Source organism: Candidatus Latescibacterota bacterium (genome assembly GCA_019038625.1).
Lineage (GTDB): Bacteria > Krumholzibacteriota > Krumholzibacteriia > Krumholzibacteriales > Krumholzibacteriaceae > JAGLYV01.
Genome location: JAHOYU010000089.1, coordinates 21965 through 40459, shown reverse-complemented (window position 1 = coordinate 40459; position 18495 = coordinate 21965). Strand labels below are relative to the sequence as shown.

15 protein-coding genes are annotated in these 18495 nt (G+C 50.3%); all 15 read right to left on the bottom strand.

Annotated elements, in window-relative coordinates:
* Positions 1-750 (bottom strand): type IV pilus assembly protein PilM (gene pilM / locus KOO63_06965; protein ID MBU8921543.1); only part of this gene is annotated, 750 nt, incomplete at its 3' end.
* 375 nt (positions 751-1125) lie between these two features.
* The gene (locus KOO63_06960) at positions 1126-1893 is read right to left on the bottom strand and encodes a prepilin peptidase (GenBank protein MBU8921542.1); all 768 of its coding nucleotides are present in this window, start codon (positions 1891-1893) and stop codon (positions 1126-1128) included.
* Positions 1890-2606 (bottom strand): hypothetical protein, encoded by a 717-nt coding sequence (locus KOO63_06955; GenBank protein MBU8921541.1) that lies wholly within the window; start codon positions 2604-2606, stop codon positions 1890-1892. The genes KOO63_06960 and KOO63_06955 overlap by 4 nt, the downstream gene beginning before the upstream one ends.
* Positions 2606-3379, bottom strand: a complete 774-nt coding sequence (locus KOO63_06950; GenBank protein MBU8921540.1) for an ABC transporter permease — start codon at positions 3377-3379, stop codon at positions 2606-2608. Before KOO63_06950 ends, KOO63_06955 begins: the two co-directional genes overlap by 1 nt.
* Positions 3376-4377 (bottom strand): ABC transporter ATP-binding protein, encoded by a 1002-nt coding sequence (locus tag KOO63_06945; GenBank protein ID MBU8921539.1) that lies wholly within the window; start codon positions 4375-4377, stop codon positions 3376-3378. The genes KOO63_06950 and KOO63_06945 overlap by 4 nt, the downstream gene beginning before the upstream one ends.
* A 269-nt stretch (positions 4378-4646) precedes the next feature.
* Positions 4647-5084: a type II secretion system GspH family protein gene (locus KOO63_06940; protein ID MBU8921538.1), complete on the bottom strand. Its 438-nt coding sequence runs from the start codon at positions 5082-5084 to the stop codon at positions 4647-4649.
* A gap of 289 nt (positions 5085-5373) precedes the next feature.
* On the bottom strand, positions 5374-6753 hold the full coding sequence (locus KOO63_06935; GenBank protein ID MBU8921537.1) for a sigma-54 dependent transcriptional regulator: 1380 nt from the start codon (positions 6751-6753) through the stop codon (positions 5374-5376).
* Between the two features lie 17 nt (positions 6754-6770).
* Positions 6771-8480: a PAS domain S-box protein gene (locus KOO63_06930; GenBank protein MBU8921536.1), complete on the bottom strand. Its 1710-nt coding sequence runs from the start codon at positions 8478-8480 to the stop codon at positions 6771-6773.
* A 68-nt stretch (positions 8481-8548) separates the two neighbouring features.
* Complete coding sequence (locus KOO63_06925) at positions 8549-9757, bottom strand: type II secretion system F family protein (protein MBU8921535.1); 1209 nt, start codon at positions 9755-9757, stop codon at positions 8549-8551.
* 29 nt (positions 9758-9786) lie between these two features.
* Entirely contained in the window at positions 9787-10869 is a 1083-nt protein-coding gene (locus KOO63_06920) for a type IV pilus twitching motility protein PilT (GenBank protein ID MBU8921534.1), read from the bottom strand.
* A gap of 36 nt (positions 10870-10905) precedes the next feature.
* Positions 10906-12585, bottom strand: a complete 1680-nt coding sequence (pilB, locus tag KOO63_06915; GenBank protein MBU8921533.1) for a type IV-A pilus assembly ATPase PilB — start codon at positions 12583-12585, stop codon at positions 10906-10908.
* A 414-nt stretch (positions 12586-12999) separates the two neighbouring features.
* Complete coding sequence (locus tag KOO63_06910; GenBank protein MBU8921532.1) at positions 13000-14868, bottom strand: Plug domain-containing protein; 1869 nt, start codon at positions 14866-14868, stop codon at positions 13000-13002.
* Positions 14869-14904: 36 nt separating this feature from the next.
* Entirely contained in the window at positions 14905-15741 is an 837-nt protein-coding gene (locus KOO63_06905; GenBank protein MBU8921531.1) for a PHP domain-containing protein, read from the bottom strand.
* Positions 15742-15752: 11 nt separating this feature from the next.
* On the bottom strand, positions 15753-17156 hold the full coding sequence (locus KOO63_06900; protein MBU8921530.1) for a tetratricopeptide repeat protein: 1404 nt from the start codon (positions 17154-17156) through the stop codon (positions 15753-15755).
* Entirely contained in the window at positions 17153-18451 is a 1299-nt protein-coding gene (gene hutI / locus KOO63_06895) for an imidazolonepropionase (GenBank protein MBU8921529.1), read from the bottom strand. Before hutI ends, KOO63_06900 begins: the two co-directional genes overlap by 4 nt.
* Positions 18452-18495 lie beyond the last annotated feature (44 nt).

Genomic DNA, 18495 nt, shown 5'->3' with positions numbered 1-18495 from the left:
CTGTTCATAGCTGATAGAGAGATCTTTCTGGAGGTTCTCTATATAGCTCCTCACCCCTACACTGATGTCACGGGTGAAGTGAGGACTGCTGCCCTGTATGATATTTATGTTCGTCACATCACTGCCGATATTTATCAGCCCTATCACTTTCTCGTCATCACCCGCAGGCATTTCGTCGTCCTCGTTCAGTTCGAGATCATCGGTGAACTGGTTCGTCTCGAAACAGTTCTGCACTGCGAACGAATCGACATCGATCACCTTGGGTACAAGTTCCGCTTCTCGGATCAGACTGGCATGCATGTTGACCATGTCCTTTTTCGCCGCGACCAGAAGGACCTCCATCTGGTTGGCTCCGATATCTTCCTTCAAAATCTGAAAATCGAGGCATACATCATCGATGTCGAAAGGCACATGCTGTTCAGCTTCCCAGAATATTGCTTCCTGGGCGTCTTCGGGAGCCATCTTGTCCATGACCACCTTTTTGACTATGACCGCTCGCCCGGATACAGCCGATACAACTTCCGTCGAGGTTATACCAGCTTGTTCCATACACTCCCGTATTCCGTCGATGACCAGGTTGCGATCCATGATCTCGCCCTCGACGATAGCCTCAGGCAACAACCTGTTCATCCCAAAGTGCACTATCCTGGGAACATCCCCGGAATGATCGATCTCGATCATCTTGATAAGACTCGAGCCGATATCCAATCCGACCGTCGAAGTCTTTTTTCTGAAAGGTAATGAGATCATTCTCGCACCAACCTTTTCGAGTTAACTCAGCTATGTGTCTAGTCTTTTCCCACGATTTACAGAAAATCGTTCAATAAACATCCATTAAATGCAAAATAGTACGGCTTTATTCCTCGAATCCTTTACACGCAACAAATGTGCCAACAGAACCATGCCGACTATTACCATAAGCGTCTACTACACAAGAGATTACACGCCACCACCTGTTTTACGGTGAAATTTCTGTCCCTTCATTTGCACTTCTACTTGCAATCTGCCACTGGCCTTCCAATAGGAAACTTGTCCTATTGGTAATCGTCTGAAAACAGGCAAAACATTAGAAAAAACCTGCCATTTTTGGGAATATATTGGAAAAATGAGGGGTCTGTTCAGGTATCAGAACCTGCCGAAATACCAGTCGAGCAGCCAGGGACCAAAAACCAGGCAGACAGCGGCCGCGGGGGCCAGGAATGATCCAAAAGCGACTGCCGTCTTTCCCTCTCCGCCTTTTCTGAGCAGGTAGACACCATAGATCGAACCGAAGAATGAGGCGATCACTATTACGGGCAGTACGAGCTTGACACCCAGAAATGCTCCGATCATTCCCATCAGCTTGACGTCTCCTCCACCCATGCCCTCCGTGTGCCTGAGAAACCTGTAAATCACTCCTACAAGCCAGAGCCCGCCTCCACCGGCGATAACACCCAGTAATGACTGCGAAAAGACGAGCCGGGGACTGAAGAGACTCCAGGCAAGGCCGAGGATGATAAATGAGAGGCTGATCTCGTCCGGGATGATCCTGTGATCCCAGTCGATGAAGGTTATCGCGGTAAGCGCCATCAGGAAGGCATACGCGAAGACCATGTCGATACTATATCCGAATACGTAGAGTGAGAGGACAGCGTGAATCATGCCGATCGATTCGACTACCGGATACCTGACTGATATCGAAGCCTCACACCCCCTGCACTTTCCTTTCAGAAACATGTAGCTGAATACCGGGATATTCTCGTACCACTTTATTACCCGGCCGCAGGACGGACATGCTGACCTTGGCCTGACTATCGACTTTTTGACGGGCAACCTGTAAATGACGACGTTGAGAAAACTCCCTGTCATCAGGCCAAAGACCGCGACAAAAACATATATCACTGCATCAGTCATTCTTCGATCTTTCCTTCCCGGTTTCCGGTTTCAATTTTTCCCGCACCCATGTCGGTCTTCTCAGCATGCATCCTGGCCTCTATCTCAGCAATATACTTCCTGGCAAGATCGCGTATATACTTGTCATCGCTGTTATCGGCCAACTCGGCCCAGAGTTCGATGCTTGATTCGTAGTCGCCGCCCTTCTTTGCAGCGTCGGCCGCAAATCGGGCCGCTCTCTCATCAGCACCAGGGATGGTCGCTGCAAGCCTGAAATATTTTTCGGCAGCAGCGTAATCGCGTCCACCCAGATAATGAAGAAATCCCATCTCATATGTGAGCCAGTAATCGTCGGGATTGTTCCTCAGCCCCTTCTCCATCAATTTCACCCCTTCCTCGTACTCACCGAGATCCTCCGTTATGATCAGCGCGCTCAACTTGTAGGCGCCAACGAACTTCGGGTCAAGATCGGTGATCACGTCAGCAAGATGGCTGAACAACCTGATGCCGTTCTGTGCAAGTACATATCCTCCGTAGTACTGAACGGCCTTGAACCATAGCAGATCGGAAGCAAGGTTCCTGTATCCCAGCGAGGCCATCTGCATGAACTCGCTCGATGGAAGGTATGATACTTCGAGAGCGGTCTTTTGCTGGGCGATCGTCTCGACGCTCCTAGCAGATATCACCATTACACCGATAACGGCAAATACTATTACCAGGTGGATGATCCTCATCAGGAAAATTCCCTTCTCCTGAACACCAGATAAGAAAAATACAGGACAGCGCCGCAATAAATCACCGCATAGATCGTGGCAAGCGCGATATCACTCCCGCTGAACCTGAGGTCATGCACAGCTTCATTCCTCAGATTGAATACCTTGAGGTTCGGAAGAAGATAATAAAACACTTCAGTGATGTATCCGACTAACGGGCCGCCGAATCTCTTCGCGAAGGCCCTTAGATCTCCACTGAGGTTTCCCGCCACAAAAATACATATAGAAAAGAACGACGTCAGGATCGGCGTCGTAAAAGTGCTGAAAAATATCACAATCGATGACATGACGGCCATCTCAAGAAGAGAGAGGTAAGCTGCCAGAAAAACCGGCCCTCCGGGCACTCCCCTCCCGATGAATATCATCACTGCCATAACGGCGGTCATTATGATCATCAGAAGTCCCAACGCCATGACCATGCCGGAAAACTTCCCGACAAGATATTCCTGCCTCGATACAGGCCTGGTCATCACCATGAAGACTGCCTTCTTCTCGATCTCCTTGTGAACAAGGGTACTTCCGACCATTATTGCGGTCAGGACACCGAGCAACGAAATGCCTGCGAGCCCCACGTCGGTGATTATCTTCCCGCCTGCCGCTCCGACTGACAGGGGAGAAAGAATAAATGTACTGAGAAGCAGTATTCCTCCATAGAGGATCACGATATACAACAGTTTCTCCCTGACCGACTCCCTGAAGGTATTGACCGCTATAGATGATATCCTGTTCATCATGGGGCCTCCTTTCCTCCGGGAAGCACCGCTGCCCTCTGGTTCACCTTCATTCCAACCTCCGCTGGACCACCGGAGATCTCACCGATAAATATTTCTTCCAGAGAGGGTTGTTCGGGAACGACCTTGAGGACTTCGGCCCCATTATTGTAAAGGTGCTGGATGACTGTCCGAAGATACTCCTGCTTTTTGACATGCATGAATGTCTCCCTGCCCCTGCTGGCCGCCCTGTCAATGTAATCTGTAATTCCTTCCATGATATCTTCACTGCATTCCCGTGCTATTACTTCTGTGCCACTTCCAGCCATGTTAAAAACCTCATCCATACTGACGTTTCTAACAATCACTCCGTCACGGATGATCACCGTTCGGTCGCAAAGCGCTTCCATGTCAGGCAGGATATGGGAGGAAAAGAATATCGTCTTCCCCTTATTCTTAAGATCCAGCAGAATATCCCTGACCATCTTCCTGCCCAGGGGGTCGAGCCCGGAAAATGGTTCGTCGAGGATGAGGAAATCAGGGTCATGGAGTATCGCCTGGGCCAGTCCGGCTCTCTGGGTCATCCCCTTGGAAAACCCCTTTAATCTGCGGTCGGCACTCTCTGCGAGTCCTGTAAGAGACATCATCTCGTCGCAGTGGATGCCGAGCAGATCGTCATCGATCCCGCTCAAGCTGCCACAATACTTCAGAAACTCACGAAGAGTCAGATGCGGAAAGAAATAGGGGTTCTCGGGCAGATACCCGAGTCTGGCAAGAGCCATCCTGTCACCTGCCTCTTTTCCAAATATCGTGACTTTTCCTGAATCCGGTCTCATGAGGCCGAGGATGATCTTGATCGTAGTAGTCTTTCCTGTCCCGTTCGGTCCCAGGAATCCAAGGATCTCACCCTTATGCGCCTCAAACGAGACACCGTGAAGGACTTCCTTCGAGGCCATACCAAGCTCTCCCCGGAAGGTCTTTCGTATCGCATCTACTCTCAGAGTCTCCCTTTCGACTGACACTTTCCTGTCCTTTCCCTTCTGCTTGTTCCACTAACCGTTAACTCTCGCTCTGCTACAGGGTTAACTCAATTGAAAATCTGACAAGGCTCCAGTTCAGGACTCAGGATCGGCAGAATTTCAGGCACCCGCAGCTATAAATCAATGCAATAAGTTGTATTTGCAGAATTCATGCCCCCGGAAATGGAAATATTCCAGATAGTATCGATCAGGCAAAAAGAAAAGGGCGGCCCGCGTGAGCCGCCCTCAAGTATTCGAAATAAGGTTATCCCTTACTGACCGCTGGTCAGAGTGATAACAGTCGTACCGTCGTCCTTGCCAACACCCGTGATGGTGTAACCAACGTTGGAAGTATTGACTACGACAGCCTGATAGCCGATCTGGCCGGCAGTCGCGCCAGCGCCACCCCATACGGACGGCTCAGCAACAGCCTTGGTGAACGAGTTTGTCATCAGGACTCCGCCCGGAAGCAGATCCACCATCGTGTCACCGTTCGGAACAGCGTCCGCGGCGAGCGCAGCATAGACACCCTGGTTCTGTACGGCAAAATCCTCAGCGGCAAGCTGGAGCGTATGACAGCTCGACTTGACAGAGGCTTCCTTGGCCCTTGACTGCATGTTGATGAAGTTCGGAATCGCTATAGCAGCGAGAATACCGATAATGACCACTACGATCATAAGCTCGATAAGAGTGAAACCCTTGTTATTCATCTTGCACCTCCCTGGTACAATTATTCGGGACTGTTTCGTCCCGACACCTTTAGTCTACGACCCCGGAGAGTCGCTGATCTCTCTTCTGAACCGGTTCTGTGCCAACCGGACAATCAGTCAATTCGCAAGTAACATGCCAAGATGGATCTGCTTGCTCAAAGACCGTATCCGTTGACAATCAACAATTTATGACATCCCCCTTTCATCTGTTTTCCCGCTGTGGGTTGTAATTTGCCTTAATGCTTTCTCTCATTGCAATTTATTCGGCCGGACGGAAATAAAGTCCCGTTCAGCTGATCACCTTCTCTCCTTCACGCTCCAGTTCGTACCTCTGTATCTTTCTGTAGAGAGTCGAGGCATTGATACCGAGGATAGAGCTGGCCTTCTTCTTCTGCCATCCGGTCTCCTCCAGTACCGATATGAGGTATTCCTTCTCCAGCTCCTCGAGGGTCATCTGAGCCTTGTCGACACAGATCTTTCTTTTCTCCCGCGAGTGGAGGCGGATCTTGTCGGGCAGTTCGCAGGCCTCTACATGATCTCCGTCCTGAAGTATCACTGCCCTCTCTATGATGTTTTCCAGTTCACGGACGTTCCCCGGCCATTCGAATCCTCTGAGTAGATCCATGGCCTCATCGGAGATAGTCTTTTCCTTCTTTGTTTTTTCTGAAGTGAGCTTCAGGAAATGATTCACCAGAAGGGGAATATCGTCACTTCTGTCACGAAGAGGCGGAATCACTATGGGAATCACATTCAACCTGTAGTAGAGGTCCGCCCGGAAGTTTCCCTCCTGGACCGCGGTCTCCAGATCTGCATTGGTGGCCGCTATCAGCCTCGCGTTGACCTTTATCGAAGTCGTTCCGCCGACAGGTATGATCTCTCTCTCCTGGAGGACCCTGAGCAACTTGACCTGGATTGCCGGAGAGGTCTCTCCCACCTCGTCGAGAAAGAACGTACCTCCGCTTGCCACCTTGAACAGACCATCCTTATCCCTGATGGCTCCGGTGAAAGATCCCTTCACATGACCGAACAACTCACTCTCGAGCAGATTCTCCGGTAGGGCTCCGCAGTTGATCGACACGAAGGGTTCACCCGCCCTGCCGCTCCTGTAATGAATCGCTCTGGCGACCAGTTCCTTGCCAGTACCACTTTCCCCACATACCAGAATAGTGCTGTCGGTGTCGGCGACCTTGTCGATAAGCCTGAATACTTTTTCTATTTCCTCACTCTTGCCAATGATCTCCCTCGGAGAGTCTTTTCTTTTGAGTTGTTTCTTGAGAAATCTGTTTTCGCTTTTGACCTTGTGCATGTCCAGAGCGTTCCGCACCACCATCTTGATCTCTTCATTCTTGGCAGCTCTCTTGACAAGATAGTGGTATGCCCCCATGTTGAGAGCCTCGATCGCCGTCTTCTGGGAAGCATAGGCCGTCATGATTATCACGGGCAGAGTCGAATCGATCTCCTTCACCGATTTGAGCACCTCGATGCCGTCCATCCCCTCCATCCTTATATCGGTTATGACTACATCGAAATTGGAGCTTTTTATCTCGGAAACCGCTTTCTTGCCGTTATTAGCAGTCTTAACTGCATATCCTTCCTTTTTCAACATGATCGACAAATACTGACACATGCTCTTTTCATCATCTACTATCAGGATCTTTTCTCCTGCCATTAAACGGGACCCCCCTTTTAAACACCCTGCAAATAATTGGATTCTTCTTCATTGACGATCTCCTGATCGTCATCGGCGCGTACCGAATACACGGGAAGTATTACCGAGAAAACCGTGTTTTCATTTTTCGTACTACGCACATTGATAAGACCGGAATGGCTCTCCACAATTCTCGCGACGATCGCCAGTCCGAGTCCTGTCCCGCCTTCACGGGTTGTATAGAAAGGCTCGAAGACATGAGGCAGCACCTCTTCCGGTATCTCGGGCCCGTCGTTCTCGAAGTCTATCCGGACACATTCCTCTTCGTGTCCATTCTCTGACAACCTGCTCATAACCTTATTCAAGGAAATAGTCAGGTTTCCATTCCTCCCGATGGCCTGACAGGCGTTGATCCCCAGATTGAGCAGGATCTGCCGTATCTGTTCCTCATCAGCGTATATCCTGGCTCCGGGGGTTTTCCTGTCGAAATGAATCTTCGCGTTGTAACTCACATTCGGAGCATGTTTGAGCAGAAGTACCGTATCCCTCAGACATTTATCCATATCGGTCGGAGTGAACGATGGCTTGCGAAGTCTGGAGTACTCGAGGAAATCCGAGATGATCCTGTCCAGGCGGTCCGATTCCCTGATGATCAGGTCCATCAGCTCGGCATTATCTCCAGTAAGCTCGAACTCACCTTTCAGCATCTCTATCGATCCACAGATCGAAGCAAGTGGAGCACGGACTTCGTGAGCTATCGCCGCCGAAAGTTCACCTACGGCCGCCATGCGATCGGCCTGGCGCATCTTCTCACGCATCTCCTTGACTTCGGTCAGATCCTGAAAGATAGCTATTACACCGCGCGTGTCTCCAGACTCGTCCTTGAGTAGAGAAATGCTGATCCCAAGTGGAAGCATGCTTCCATCAGCATTGGCCAGTTCGACCTCATGTCTCTTTCTGGGCATTCCGCTTTCCAGCACAAATTCGAGTTCATCAACCAACTCCGGCATATGCCTGAGTACTATATCGACTGCCTGCCCCTTGTACTTCTCATCCTGATCGAGCTTCAGAATACTCATGGCCGAGGGATTCAGGGAGAGGACCTCACCACCCATATTGATCACGACCAGTCCGCTGCTCATGTTCATCAGAATACTGTCTGTATCGAGTTTGATCTGTCGGATCTGTTTTTCCCTGTCGGCCAGTTGCTCGCCCTTATGAAGGATGTGTTGTGATATATATCCGCTGAGAAGGCCCGTCAGGACAAACAACACCATATGGAGATATCCCCGGAGAAGTTGCCCGACCATATCCATCCCGGCGCTGTTCCCTGTCCAGTTACCCACGGGAATCTCGATGATCCCACCCATCTCCAGAAATGAATATGAAAAATACAGCGATGTCACCAGCCCTGCCGCTGTCAGTCCACCCGCGACCTGAAAATATTCACCGGAAATCACGATGGGCAGAACAAGGAGGATCGTAAAATACGAGGAGGCACCACCGGTATAGTGAGTGACGATCATCAGCGTGGCTATATCGATGGCCGTCATTAACCTTACAAGAAGCTTGATCTCTATTTTATTAAGTATTGCGAACCAGGTTGCCGCGTTACTCAGATAGTAAAGTCCGAGGATACTGTAAAACGGCACGACCGGTCCGGCTCCTGCACGCAGATGCCTTACCATTATCGCCGCACCGATGATCAGCGTGGACATGATCATCCGGAGCAGGATCAGTCTTTTCAACTTTCCTTCCTCATCAAGAGGAAATGCACGCGGAAAGAGGCTCATAGCCTTGTAACCTCCGAAACCTGTTACCCGCCAACTACAGTGACGAGTTTGAACATCGGCAGATACATCGCGATCAGCATTCCACCGACTATGAATCCCATGACGACTATCATTATCGGCTCAATAGCCGCTGTAAGCGCATCGACTGCAGTATCTACTTCGTCATCGTAGAAATCCGCCACCTTGTCGAGCATCTCATCAAGAGCACCGGTCTGCTCACCTACTCCGATCATCTGTACGACCATCGGAGGAAACACTCCGGACTTTCTGAGCGGGTCTACGATAGTATTACCTTCACTGATACTCTGTTTCGTATCCATGATCGCTTTTTCTATGACCTTGTTGCCGGAAGTACGTGCCGTGATCTCAAGGCCGTTGAGTATCGGGACACCACTTGAGATAAGAGTCCCCAGTGTCCTCGTGAATCTGGCGACCGCGCCCTTACGGACCACGTTGCCCAGAATGGGAAGCCTGAGCATCATCTGGTCGATCCGGAAATGTCCGCTCTCGGTCTTGTAATACTTCTTTATTCCGATGACCGAACCGATAAGCCCTCCGAGGAGGAGGTACCAGTTGGCCCGAAGAAAATCACTGAGCATCATCACTATCTGTGTAGGCAGAGGCAGCTCCCCACCAAAATCGCTGAACATCTTCGCGAATGTCGGAATGATCACCATTAGCATGAAGATGGTGGCACCGCCCGCAACGCAGAAGACGATGGTCGGATAAGTCATCGCGCCCTTGACCTTCCTTCTCAGCGCGTCTGCCTTCTCGAGATACTGGGCAAGCCTGGTGAGGATGATATCGAGAATACCACCTGCTTCGCCGGCATCGACCATGTTGACAAAAAGCTCACCGAAATCATCGTGTTTGTTCAATGCCTCAGCAAGGGTCGCTCCCGACTCGACATCGCTCATCACCTCGGTCACGATCTGCTTGAAGCGTGGTTTCTCAAGCTGGCTCGAGAGGATATCAAGACACTGCACCATCGGAAGTCCCGCATTGATCATCGTCGCGAACTGCCTTGTGAAGATACTCATATCCTTCACCGATATCTTGTTGTTCAGGCCGAAGTTGATCTGGATATCCTTCGGTTTGTTCCTGATATGAGTGATGATAATCTTGCGCTTACGCAGATGATTTATCAACTCCGTCTTGCTCTCGGCAGTATACTCTCCCGACAATACTTCTCCTGTCGGTGTCCTGCCTTTCCATATGAATGTCGTCGCCATCTCGTTCCCCCTTAGGTAACGTAGAGGATCTAGTACTTCATCCCGGTTCCAGCTCTTTCGCCAAGCATCTGCTCGAGTTCGACCGAGTCTGAAGTCCTTCTCATCGCCTCTTCGAGTGAGATCTTCCGGTCACAATAGGCCGCGAAAAGAGCCTGATTCATGGTCTGCATCCCGTATTTATGGCCGGCCTGCATCAGGCCGTATATCTGGTGTATCTTGTCGTCGCGGATGACCGCCCGGATTGCGGGAGTACACATCATCACCTCGGCGACCAGAACCCTTCCCCTGCCTGAAATATGCGGTATCAGCTGCTGGGTAAGCACTCCCTCCAGAACGAACGCGAGCTGTGCTCTTACCTGTGACTGCTGTGCAGCTGGAAAGTTGTCGACTATCCTGTTGATCGACTCGAATGTCGAGTTTGTATGGAGGGTAGCCAGAGCGAGATGGCCCGTCTCGGCTATTGTCAGAGCTGCCTGCATCGTCTCGAGATCACGCATCTCTCCTATAAGGATGACATCGGGATCCTGTCTCAATACATGTTTGAGGGCTGAAGCGAAAGTCTCTGTATCGGCTCTGACTTCTCTTTGATTTACAATACACTGTTTGTGCTGATGGATATACTCTATCGGATCTTCTATGGTGATCACATGCGCCTGCCGCTCATTATTGATCTTGTCTATCAGGCTTGCCAGTGTGGTCGATTTCCCGCTTCCCGTAGGGCCTGTCACAAGGATGAGGCCCTTTTGTTTGTCAGCAAAAGTCTTCACGACCGGAGGCAGACCGAGTTTACCAAAGTCGAGGATCTCGAAGGGGATCTGCCTGATGGCGACGCTTGTCACGCCCCTCTGCTGATAGACATTTGCCCTGAAGCGCGAGAGACCCTGTACACCGAATGAAAAGTCCAACTCTTTCTCATTCTCGAAACGTTTCTGCTGCTCCTCGGTAAGTACGCTGTAAGCGATCTGTTTGCTTATCTCGGGCGTAGTCACCGGGTGATTGGTCTTGTGAATGACACCGTCCACCCGCAGCATCGGCGGCACGCCGGCAGTTATATGAAGGTCACTTGCCTTCTTCTCGATCATTTCCTGGAGCAGGTCTCTCAGATTCAGCATTTCCTGTTTCTCCCCTACCCGGGTCAATGGCCCGGATTACTTGTTTGTCGTTTCCCTGAGTACTTCCGCGAGGGAAGTGATACCCATCTTTAGTTTGATTATCCCGTCGGCACGAAGAGTGAGCATACCCTCTTTGACCGCCTGATCCTTGATCTCCATAGACGAACAGCGATTGAGGATCATCTCTCTTATCTCCGGTGAGATCGGCATGACCTCATAAAGACCAAGCCTTCCCTTGTACCCTGTTCCGCTGCATTTCGGACATCCTTCAGTTTCGAATATCTGGAAGGGTTCCTCGTTCGGGATCCCAAGTTCGCGAAGAGCCTCCGGATGGATCTCTACCGGTTTTTTACATTGTTCGCAAAGTCTTCTGATAAGTCGCTGAGCCTGGATAAGGTTGGTCGAGCTGGCCACAAGAAACGGTTCGATCCCCATGTCGATCATACGGTTGATAGTACTTGGAGCATCATTAGTATGAAGAGTGCTGAGGACCAGATGGCCGGTCAACGCAGCCTTGACCGCGATAGAACCGGTCTCGAGATCCCTGATCTCACCGACCATCACGATATTGGGATCCTGCCGCAGAAAAGCCTTCAAAGCCGAAGCAAAAGTCAGCCCGATCTCTTCATGGACCATTACCTGGTTTATACCTTCGAGGTTGTACTCGACCGGATCCTCGGCGGTCATGATATTGTGGTGTGGAAGGTTGATGTTTGCCAGCGCAGAATACAGTGTCGTAGTCTTACCGCTACCTGTGGGGCCCGTCACAAGGACCATTCCGTATGGAGATTCTATAGCTTTGAGAAATTTTTCGAGTGATTCGGGAGTGAACCCAAGCTTGGTCAGGTCCACCTCGAGGTTACTCTTGTCGAGGATTCGCATCACGACTTTTTCGCCGAAGATCGTAGGCAGGGTACTGACCCTGAGGTCGATCTTCTTGCTGCCGATCCTTATCCTGATTCGACCGTCCTGTGGGATACGCTTTTCGGCGATATCCAGTTCGGCCATGATCTTCAGCCTTGATGTGATCGCGCCCTTCATCTTGTGAGGAGGTGACATCATCTCGTGAAGCTGTCCATCTATTCTGAATCGTACTCTCAATGTTTTTTCGAAAGGTTCTACATGTATATCGCTCGCACCCTTGTTTACCGCGTCTGAGATCAGTGAATTGACAAGCTTGACGACAGGAGCGTCCTCGCTCTGTGCTTCGGCAAGTCCGAGATCGTCTTCTATCTCCTCCACGATCTCGAAATCCTCTTCCATATCCCTCATTACTTCGGCGAGGGAATCTGCACTGTCATAAAAACGATCGATTGCTCTTTTGATCGATGTCTCTGTCGCAACGACGGGACGTACTTCAAGTCCGGTGATAAATTTGATATCGTCGATCGCGAAGATATTGTCCGGATTGGCCATAGCCACAGTCAGGACCCTGCCTTCCCTTTCGACCGGGACTACCTGGAATTTTGTCGCGACTTCGGCTGGAATAAGTTCAACAGAATGTTCATCGGCCTGCAGCTCGTCGAGATCGACAGCAGGTACCTGAAACTGCTGTGAGAGAAACTCCGAGAATGCCTTCTCCGAAATAGCCCCTGTCTTGACGAGGTTATACCCCAGGCTTCCACCCGAATTTCCCTGTTCATGCAGCGCGAGATCCATCTGTTCTTTACTGATCAGACTGGACTCGACCAACTGATTGGCTATATTGTCTTTCAAACAGTCCTCCACCCTCAATTGGGTTCCCGGATTTCTTATGCAATTTTCTAACCACTGGACTTATGACGCACTATCATGTATCGGCAATAATTTCACGGTACTGAACAAAAAATTCCGAATCGCAATATATATGCCATTTGCTCCGATTCAGTCTAACATCACTGTTTAAAACAGGTTCTGCGGCCTGAAATCACCCTGAAATCGACTGGCCGGGGAACCAGAATCCCGGGCAAACTTATCGTAACATGCTGTAATATTATTAGTTACAGAGTGGGGGAGATTAACGTGAGATGTAATAAAAAGTCTCAGATTTATGCAGCTTGCAAGAGAAATCGCACAATGCAAAGACATCTGAAGGGGATTGCAAAATAGAAATTACCTGCCACAAATCTCTCCGGCATGGTTTTTTTTCTGTCAATCGAAGATGTACCAGATAAATCCGAAACGATAATGCCGTCTATCCATAAAATACCCTGGTATGGTCTCATACCTGGTGTCAAAGATATTGTTGTACTGAAGATGTATGACAGCCGACATGACAGTACATGAAAAACTCAGGTTATGGACAGTGTATCTTCCAAGCGTTGCTCCGGGCCAGTCCCTCTCGCCATTCGCGACTGAATCCATCCTGAGCGTGATGGTCTCTGTGTCCTTGAAAGACAGTCTCTTGAGAAAAATACCGCCAAGGAGACGGTACTCAGGAACTCCGTATGTAAATTTACTTCTGTTCGAAAAATATTCTGCTGATAACAAATATCCGTAATCGATCCCGAATCTACTCCCGTTATCCGAATATTTCAGCCTGCCACCCGCCACCTCACTTTCTCCACCTGAATTCCAGACGAGGGGGTCTTCCTCACTGTAGAAGCTTCTTTCCCGTTCTCTTCTGGCGAAGAGATCGAGACTCAGCTTCCCGTAGAACCCCACCCCCGCGGAGATCTCATCCATCACTCCTGCCGTCAGATCAGGATTGCCAGCTATTGCCGGTTCCGTTCCGGACAATCCCGGATCCACCGCCGGATGAAAAAGCTGTTCAGCCACCGGTAGTGTCAGACGCCTTGACAACATCACTTTCTGATAGAAACCGTCGGGAGATCCCCTGGTCAGGCCTGCCTCCCCACCCGTCCAGTATCCCACCCTGTCGTGGTGTCCTGAATAAATCCCCCCGCGCCACCTGATTCCTGCTCCACCAGCATCTCCACCAGCCGAGATCCCTCCCCTGAGATCACTGTATTCGGGCCCAAAATAACTGCCTGAGACCCTGTTCTCAAAAGCAACCCTTTCACCTGTCAGGAACATTCTCAGATCGAGTCCTCCAGAAGAAATATGCCACCTTCCCCCTGCGCTCAGAACAAGACCTGAAGTGATCCCTGTATTTCTCTTCATCTCTACCAGCCGCTGCCCGACTGAAAGCTCCAACCCGTTTTTTCTCAATTCGATCCGGGAATCGACTCCACTGTATCTGATATCCTCTCCTGAATCGCTTTCACCTGGAAGAGCCGGGACATTCGATGTCCCTCTATATGTGTCCTCATATCTCTGTATATGAAGAAGAAGAGATTCGTCGTTGTCGGTGATGATCCTGAGTTCACTCATAAACGATCTCGAATTGTATTGTCCGATAAGATATCCAGGTTCTGACACAATGGCCTCGGATGCATCCTGAAGGTATTCATCATAGGCGACCGTAAGATTGATGAACGACTCGGGAGTTGAAAACCAGAACCGCCTCGATCGCCGATTTCCCCGGCCATTGGAAAAATCGCCTACCGCCAGCGGCCCCTTCCTGCCCCCCTCCTCAATTATCAGATTTATCACGCTTCCGCTACCGGATCTTCCTGTAATGGCAGGAGATGATGAATATATGATCTCCACCTGCCTCAACCTGGACATCGGTATGAACCTCGCAAGAGGCCTGCCGTCCCAGGGATCGGAAAATGGATGTCCGTTGAGCAACAGCTGGACTCCCGTCATCGGGCGCCCCTCGACCGAGATATAGAGGGCCGAACCAGTCGGACCACTCCGACTGTATGAGACTCCAGGTATCAGGTCGAGAATGTCCTCCAGGCTATTGATCCTTCGGTCTGCCAGTTCATCGGATGATATGACGAAGACTTCTCCTGGAAATGCCAGAGAATCCGCCACGACCGAACCATGAAAGCTTCCCCGGCTTTCAGCATCCGTAGCGACAAGAAAAACACCTGCAATAAGAAGTGCCGCGAAAAGAAATACAACTTCCCGACTGCGGATGGAAAAAAGGCCTGGATTGATAACTGTTCTCATAGCGGGACTTTAAGAGGATGTTTCCTCGGGGTCAAGTCAAATGTCTCCGGCAAGTTCTTTCAGCCTGGCGACGACGCCATATTCAATATAGACACCTCCGATATCAGCCTTCATCGCTTCTGTAAAATGAAAATCCGATCCTCCAGTACATACCAGATCATATTTTTCACTGGTCGCCAGTATATCCCTCGTAATATCTGGCGTATGGTTAGGATGATATGCCTCTATTCCCGATATACCAGCATCGAGTATCTTTCGAATCATTCCGGTAGATCTGATTGCACTTCCCGGATGCGCCCAGACGGCAACGCCGCCTGCTCTTCTTATCACTCCCGTCGCGTCGGTAAGCGACAGTATCTTACGCGGGACAAAAGCGGCCTTACCATCGCCCAGATATTTTATGAAAGCCTCCTGTATATTAGAAATATATCCACCTGACAGGAGAATCCGTGCGATATGAAGTCTCCCGATCGTCCCGAGACCGGAGAGCGCGGACACTTCGTCCATCGAAATATCCAGGCCAAGGCCGCGGAGTTTTTCAACTATACGTACAGCCCTTTCACGTCTGGCTTCTTCGAGGCCATCACAGCAACCTGTTATTTCCCGATTGGAGATATCAATTAAATACCCGAGGATATGAATCTCTTTTTTGTCGATCATCACACTGAATTCTATTCCAGGCAGTACTTCCACAGTATGATCCTTCGCTGCCTGAAGAGCTTCATTCTGTCCTGCCAGCGTATCATGGTCGGTTATGGAAATCGCGGCGAGTCCGGCCTTTTTCCCTCGTGAGGCGATCTCGGTCGGAGAAAGGCTCCCATCTGAATAGAATGAGTGGAGATGAAGGTCGCAGACTTTTTCAGGTCGGTTCATCCTGATCCATTTCAGGAAACAGTGCTGAATTTCTTCATTTTTTCGGAGATATCACGAAAGGTCACATCGACGATGTATACTTCCTCGAAATGCTCCCTCGCCTTTTCAGGGTCATCGAGAGCTTCAAAAGCCAGTCCCAGATTATAATGGATTCCCATGCTTTCTCCCCCGGACTGCTTCGATATCTGGAGGCCCCTCTCAAGCTGCTTTACCGCAAGTCCAGGTGTATCCATCGAGAGGAAACAAAGGCCGACCATTTCAAGACTCTGAAGCTGAAGCTGCTCGGACCTTGCCGAGATCTGGAGTTCTTTAACCGCATCACCGAATAATCCCATCTCTATATATGCCATTCCAAGATCGTAATGACTCCTGAAATCATCTTCTTCCACATTGCTGGTTATCTCTTCAGCCAGATTCTTTATCGAAGATTCGTTTTCGATTATTGCGTCCTCTTCCTCCAGAAGGTCGGAAAGGTCGCCGGAGCCTGAAGTATCTACCGCACCGCTGTCATTTTCCTCGTCGATAGCATATTCGTTTTCGCCTGCTGTAGCTTCCTCATCGATGACATGCTCTGTCTCGACTGCTGCTGGCTCCTCCTCGATGACATGCTCTGCCTCGACCGCCGCGGGCTCACCCATCGCAGCATTCTGGTCACTGGCTACTTCACTCGCATAATCTGTCAGTTTTATGCCCGCACCGTCAAGGTCTGCTTCCGGGCCGGAAGTATCTGGCGTGCCGGGAGTCTCCACCTTTGGAGTATCAGCTGCAGCAACGGAGATTATGGCATCTATTTTCTCGATCTCATCACGTTTCAACGCCTGTTTCAGTAGATCCAGCCTGGACCTGTAGAAATTGATCCTCTGTGGGTCACCACTGAGTGAGTTCCTGGCGATCAGTTCCGCAAGGATCTCTGCAGCACGGGATTTGATCTCCAGATGGCTGAAGACATCCGAAGCTTTGGACCAGATTCCCTCACAATCAGGAATGAGTTCCAGGACACCTTCTATTCTTTCCTGTATCTCTTCTCCGGCCGATTTTGGGTCTGCGATTATAGCATCGAAATACTGCGAAAAATAATTCTCGGCTTCTCCCAGGAGTTTCTGCTTACCCTTGAGCTCTCCAAGCTTGAAAATCGTCTCGAGCCGGTTCGGTATTATTCTCAATATCTTTTTACATACGGCCACTGCGTTATTGTACAGGGCTACTTTCTCGTAATTGGCCGAAGCCTTCTCAAAAGCGGAGACTGCCTGGACCCTGTCACTTGCCCTCAGATATATATCACCCAGTTCGTTATATAGATTTGGATTGCGCGACTCCACCGAGAGAAGCTTTTTGTACTCCTCGATCGCCTTGTCGATCTTCCCCTTCTTGAGGAAAGTCTGTGCCTTTTGTCTCAGCTGACTAACCTTACTCACAACCCGACCTCACTTCTGCTTCTGAAATCGCTCAATTCCCAGACCACGCATCCATTCTTTATGACGAGGACAGCGTGGTTCGACCCTGCCCTGGATGGAATCTCGCGGTAATCTTCATTATCGTACAATACTATATCGGCTTTTTTCCCGATTTCTAAAGACCCTATTTCCGAATCCATACCGATTGCGCAGGCAGCATTGATGGTTGCAGCGTTTATAGCCTCTGCAGGAACCATCCTCATCTGTGAACATGCAATCGAGACAGCCAGTTGTATAGAACTCGATGGAGCACTGCCCGGATTAAAATCGCTCGAAAGCGCTATCGCCACTCCTGCCTCCACCATATCTCGCGCAGGAGCAAAATGTCTTGACGCCAGCCCGAATGAAGTCGAAGGAAGAAGTACACCTATCGTCCCGCTTTCAGCAAGCATCCGTATTCCGTCAGGAGTGATCTTTGTGAGGTGGTCGGCACTGACCGCGCCAAGTTCGATGGCCACTTCTGTACCGCCAATAGCGAATATTTCGTCTGAATGCACCTTGAGTCCAAGACCGTGATTCCTGCCTGCCTCCAGAAGCCGTCTTGTCTGTGCGGCATCGAACACATCCTTCTCACAAAAAACGTCCATGAACCTGGCAAGCCCACTGTCCACAACAGCCGGCAACATCTCATCTATCACCACATCGACATAGGAGTCTGTATCATTGAAATCAGGGGGTACCTGATGCGCGCCCAGGAAGGTCGCCACAACGTCCAGAGGCGTCTCGGCGCCAAGTCTGTCAATGACTCGCAACATCTTCATCTCGTTTTCGAGATCCAGACCGTATCCCGATTTGATCTCGATCGTTGTGATACCCTCTTCAAGCATCCTCATGAGCCGTCTCCTGCTCTTCTCGAACAGGATATTTTCGTCCATCGCCCGCAGGTCCCTTACAGATTTTTTGATCCCGCCGCCTCTTCGCTCAATATCGAGATAGCTGTCACCCTTGATCCTGGCCTCATATTCGTCAGCCCGGTAACTGGCAAAGACAGCATGGGTGTGGGGTTCTACCCAGCCGGGCATGACTACCCGACCCCCGGCATCAATAGTCTTTGCGGGTTGAGCGCCGTCGATCACGCTTAAAACTTCATCTTCACTGCCTATGGCAAATATTCTGCCTTTACTGACAGCAATGGCACCACCCTTTACTATCCCCGGATCAGACAGAGCCGGACCTCGCCGGGGTCCCTTTCCGGACCTCCCGCAGGTGACCAGCTGACCGGCGCCAAGCAGTAAAAGATCGATGGTCTCAGGCAAGCGCCTCTCCTTGCAGAATGATAACCGTCGCCTGGATAATCCAG

Excerpts from the sequence above, each read along its gene's own strand:
- KOO63_06960 (MBU8921542.1), bottom strand. The coding sequence starts at position 1,893 with ATGACTGATGCAGTGATATATGTTTTTGTCGCGGTCTTTGGCCTGATG.
- KOO63_06940 (MBU8921538.1), bottom strand. The coding sequence starts at position 5,084 with ATGAATAACAAGGGTTTCACTCTTATCGAGCTTATGATCGTAGTGGTC.
- KOO63_06935 (MBU8921537.1), bottom strand. The coding sequence starts at position 6,753 with ATGGCAGGAGAAAAGATCCTGATAGTAGATGATGAAAAGAGCATGTGT.
- KOO63_06955 (MBU8921541.1), bottom strand. The coding sequence starts at position 2,606 with ATGAGGATCATCCACCTGGTAATAGTATTTGCCGTTATCGGTGTAATG.
- KOO63_06920 (MBU8921534.1), bottom strand. The coding sequence starts at position 10,869 with ATGCTGAATCTGAGAGACCTGCTCCAGGAAATGATCGAGAAGAAGGCA.
- KOO63_06950 (MBU8921540.1), bottom strand. The coding sequence starts at position 3,379 with ATGATGAACAGGATATCATCTATAGCGGTCAATACCTTCAGGGAGTCG.
- KOO63_06905 (MBU8921531.1), bottom strand. The coding sequence starts at position 15,741 with ATGAACCGACCTGAAAAAGTCTGCGACCTTCATCTCCACTCATTCTAT.
- KOO63_06910 (MBU8921532.1), bottom strand. The coding sequence starts at position 14,868 with ATGAGAACAGTTATCAATCCAGGCCTTTTTTCCATCCGCAGTCGGGAA.
- KOO63_06925 (MBU8921535.1), bottom strand. The coding sequence starts at position 9,757 with ATGGCGACGACATTCATATGGAAAGGCAGGACACCGACAGGAGAAGTA.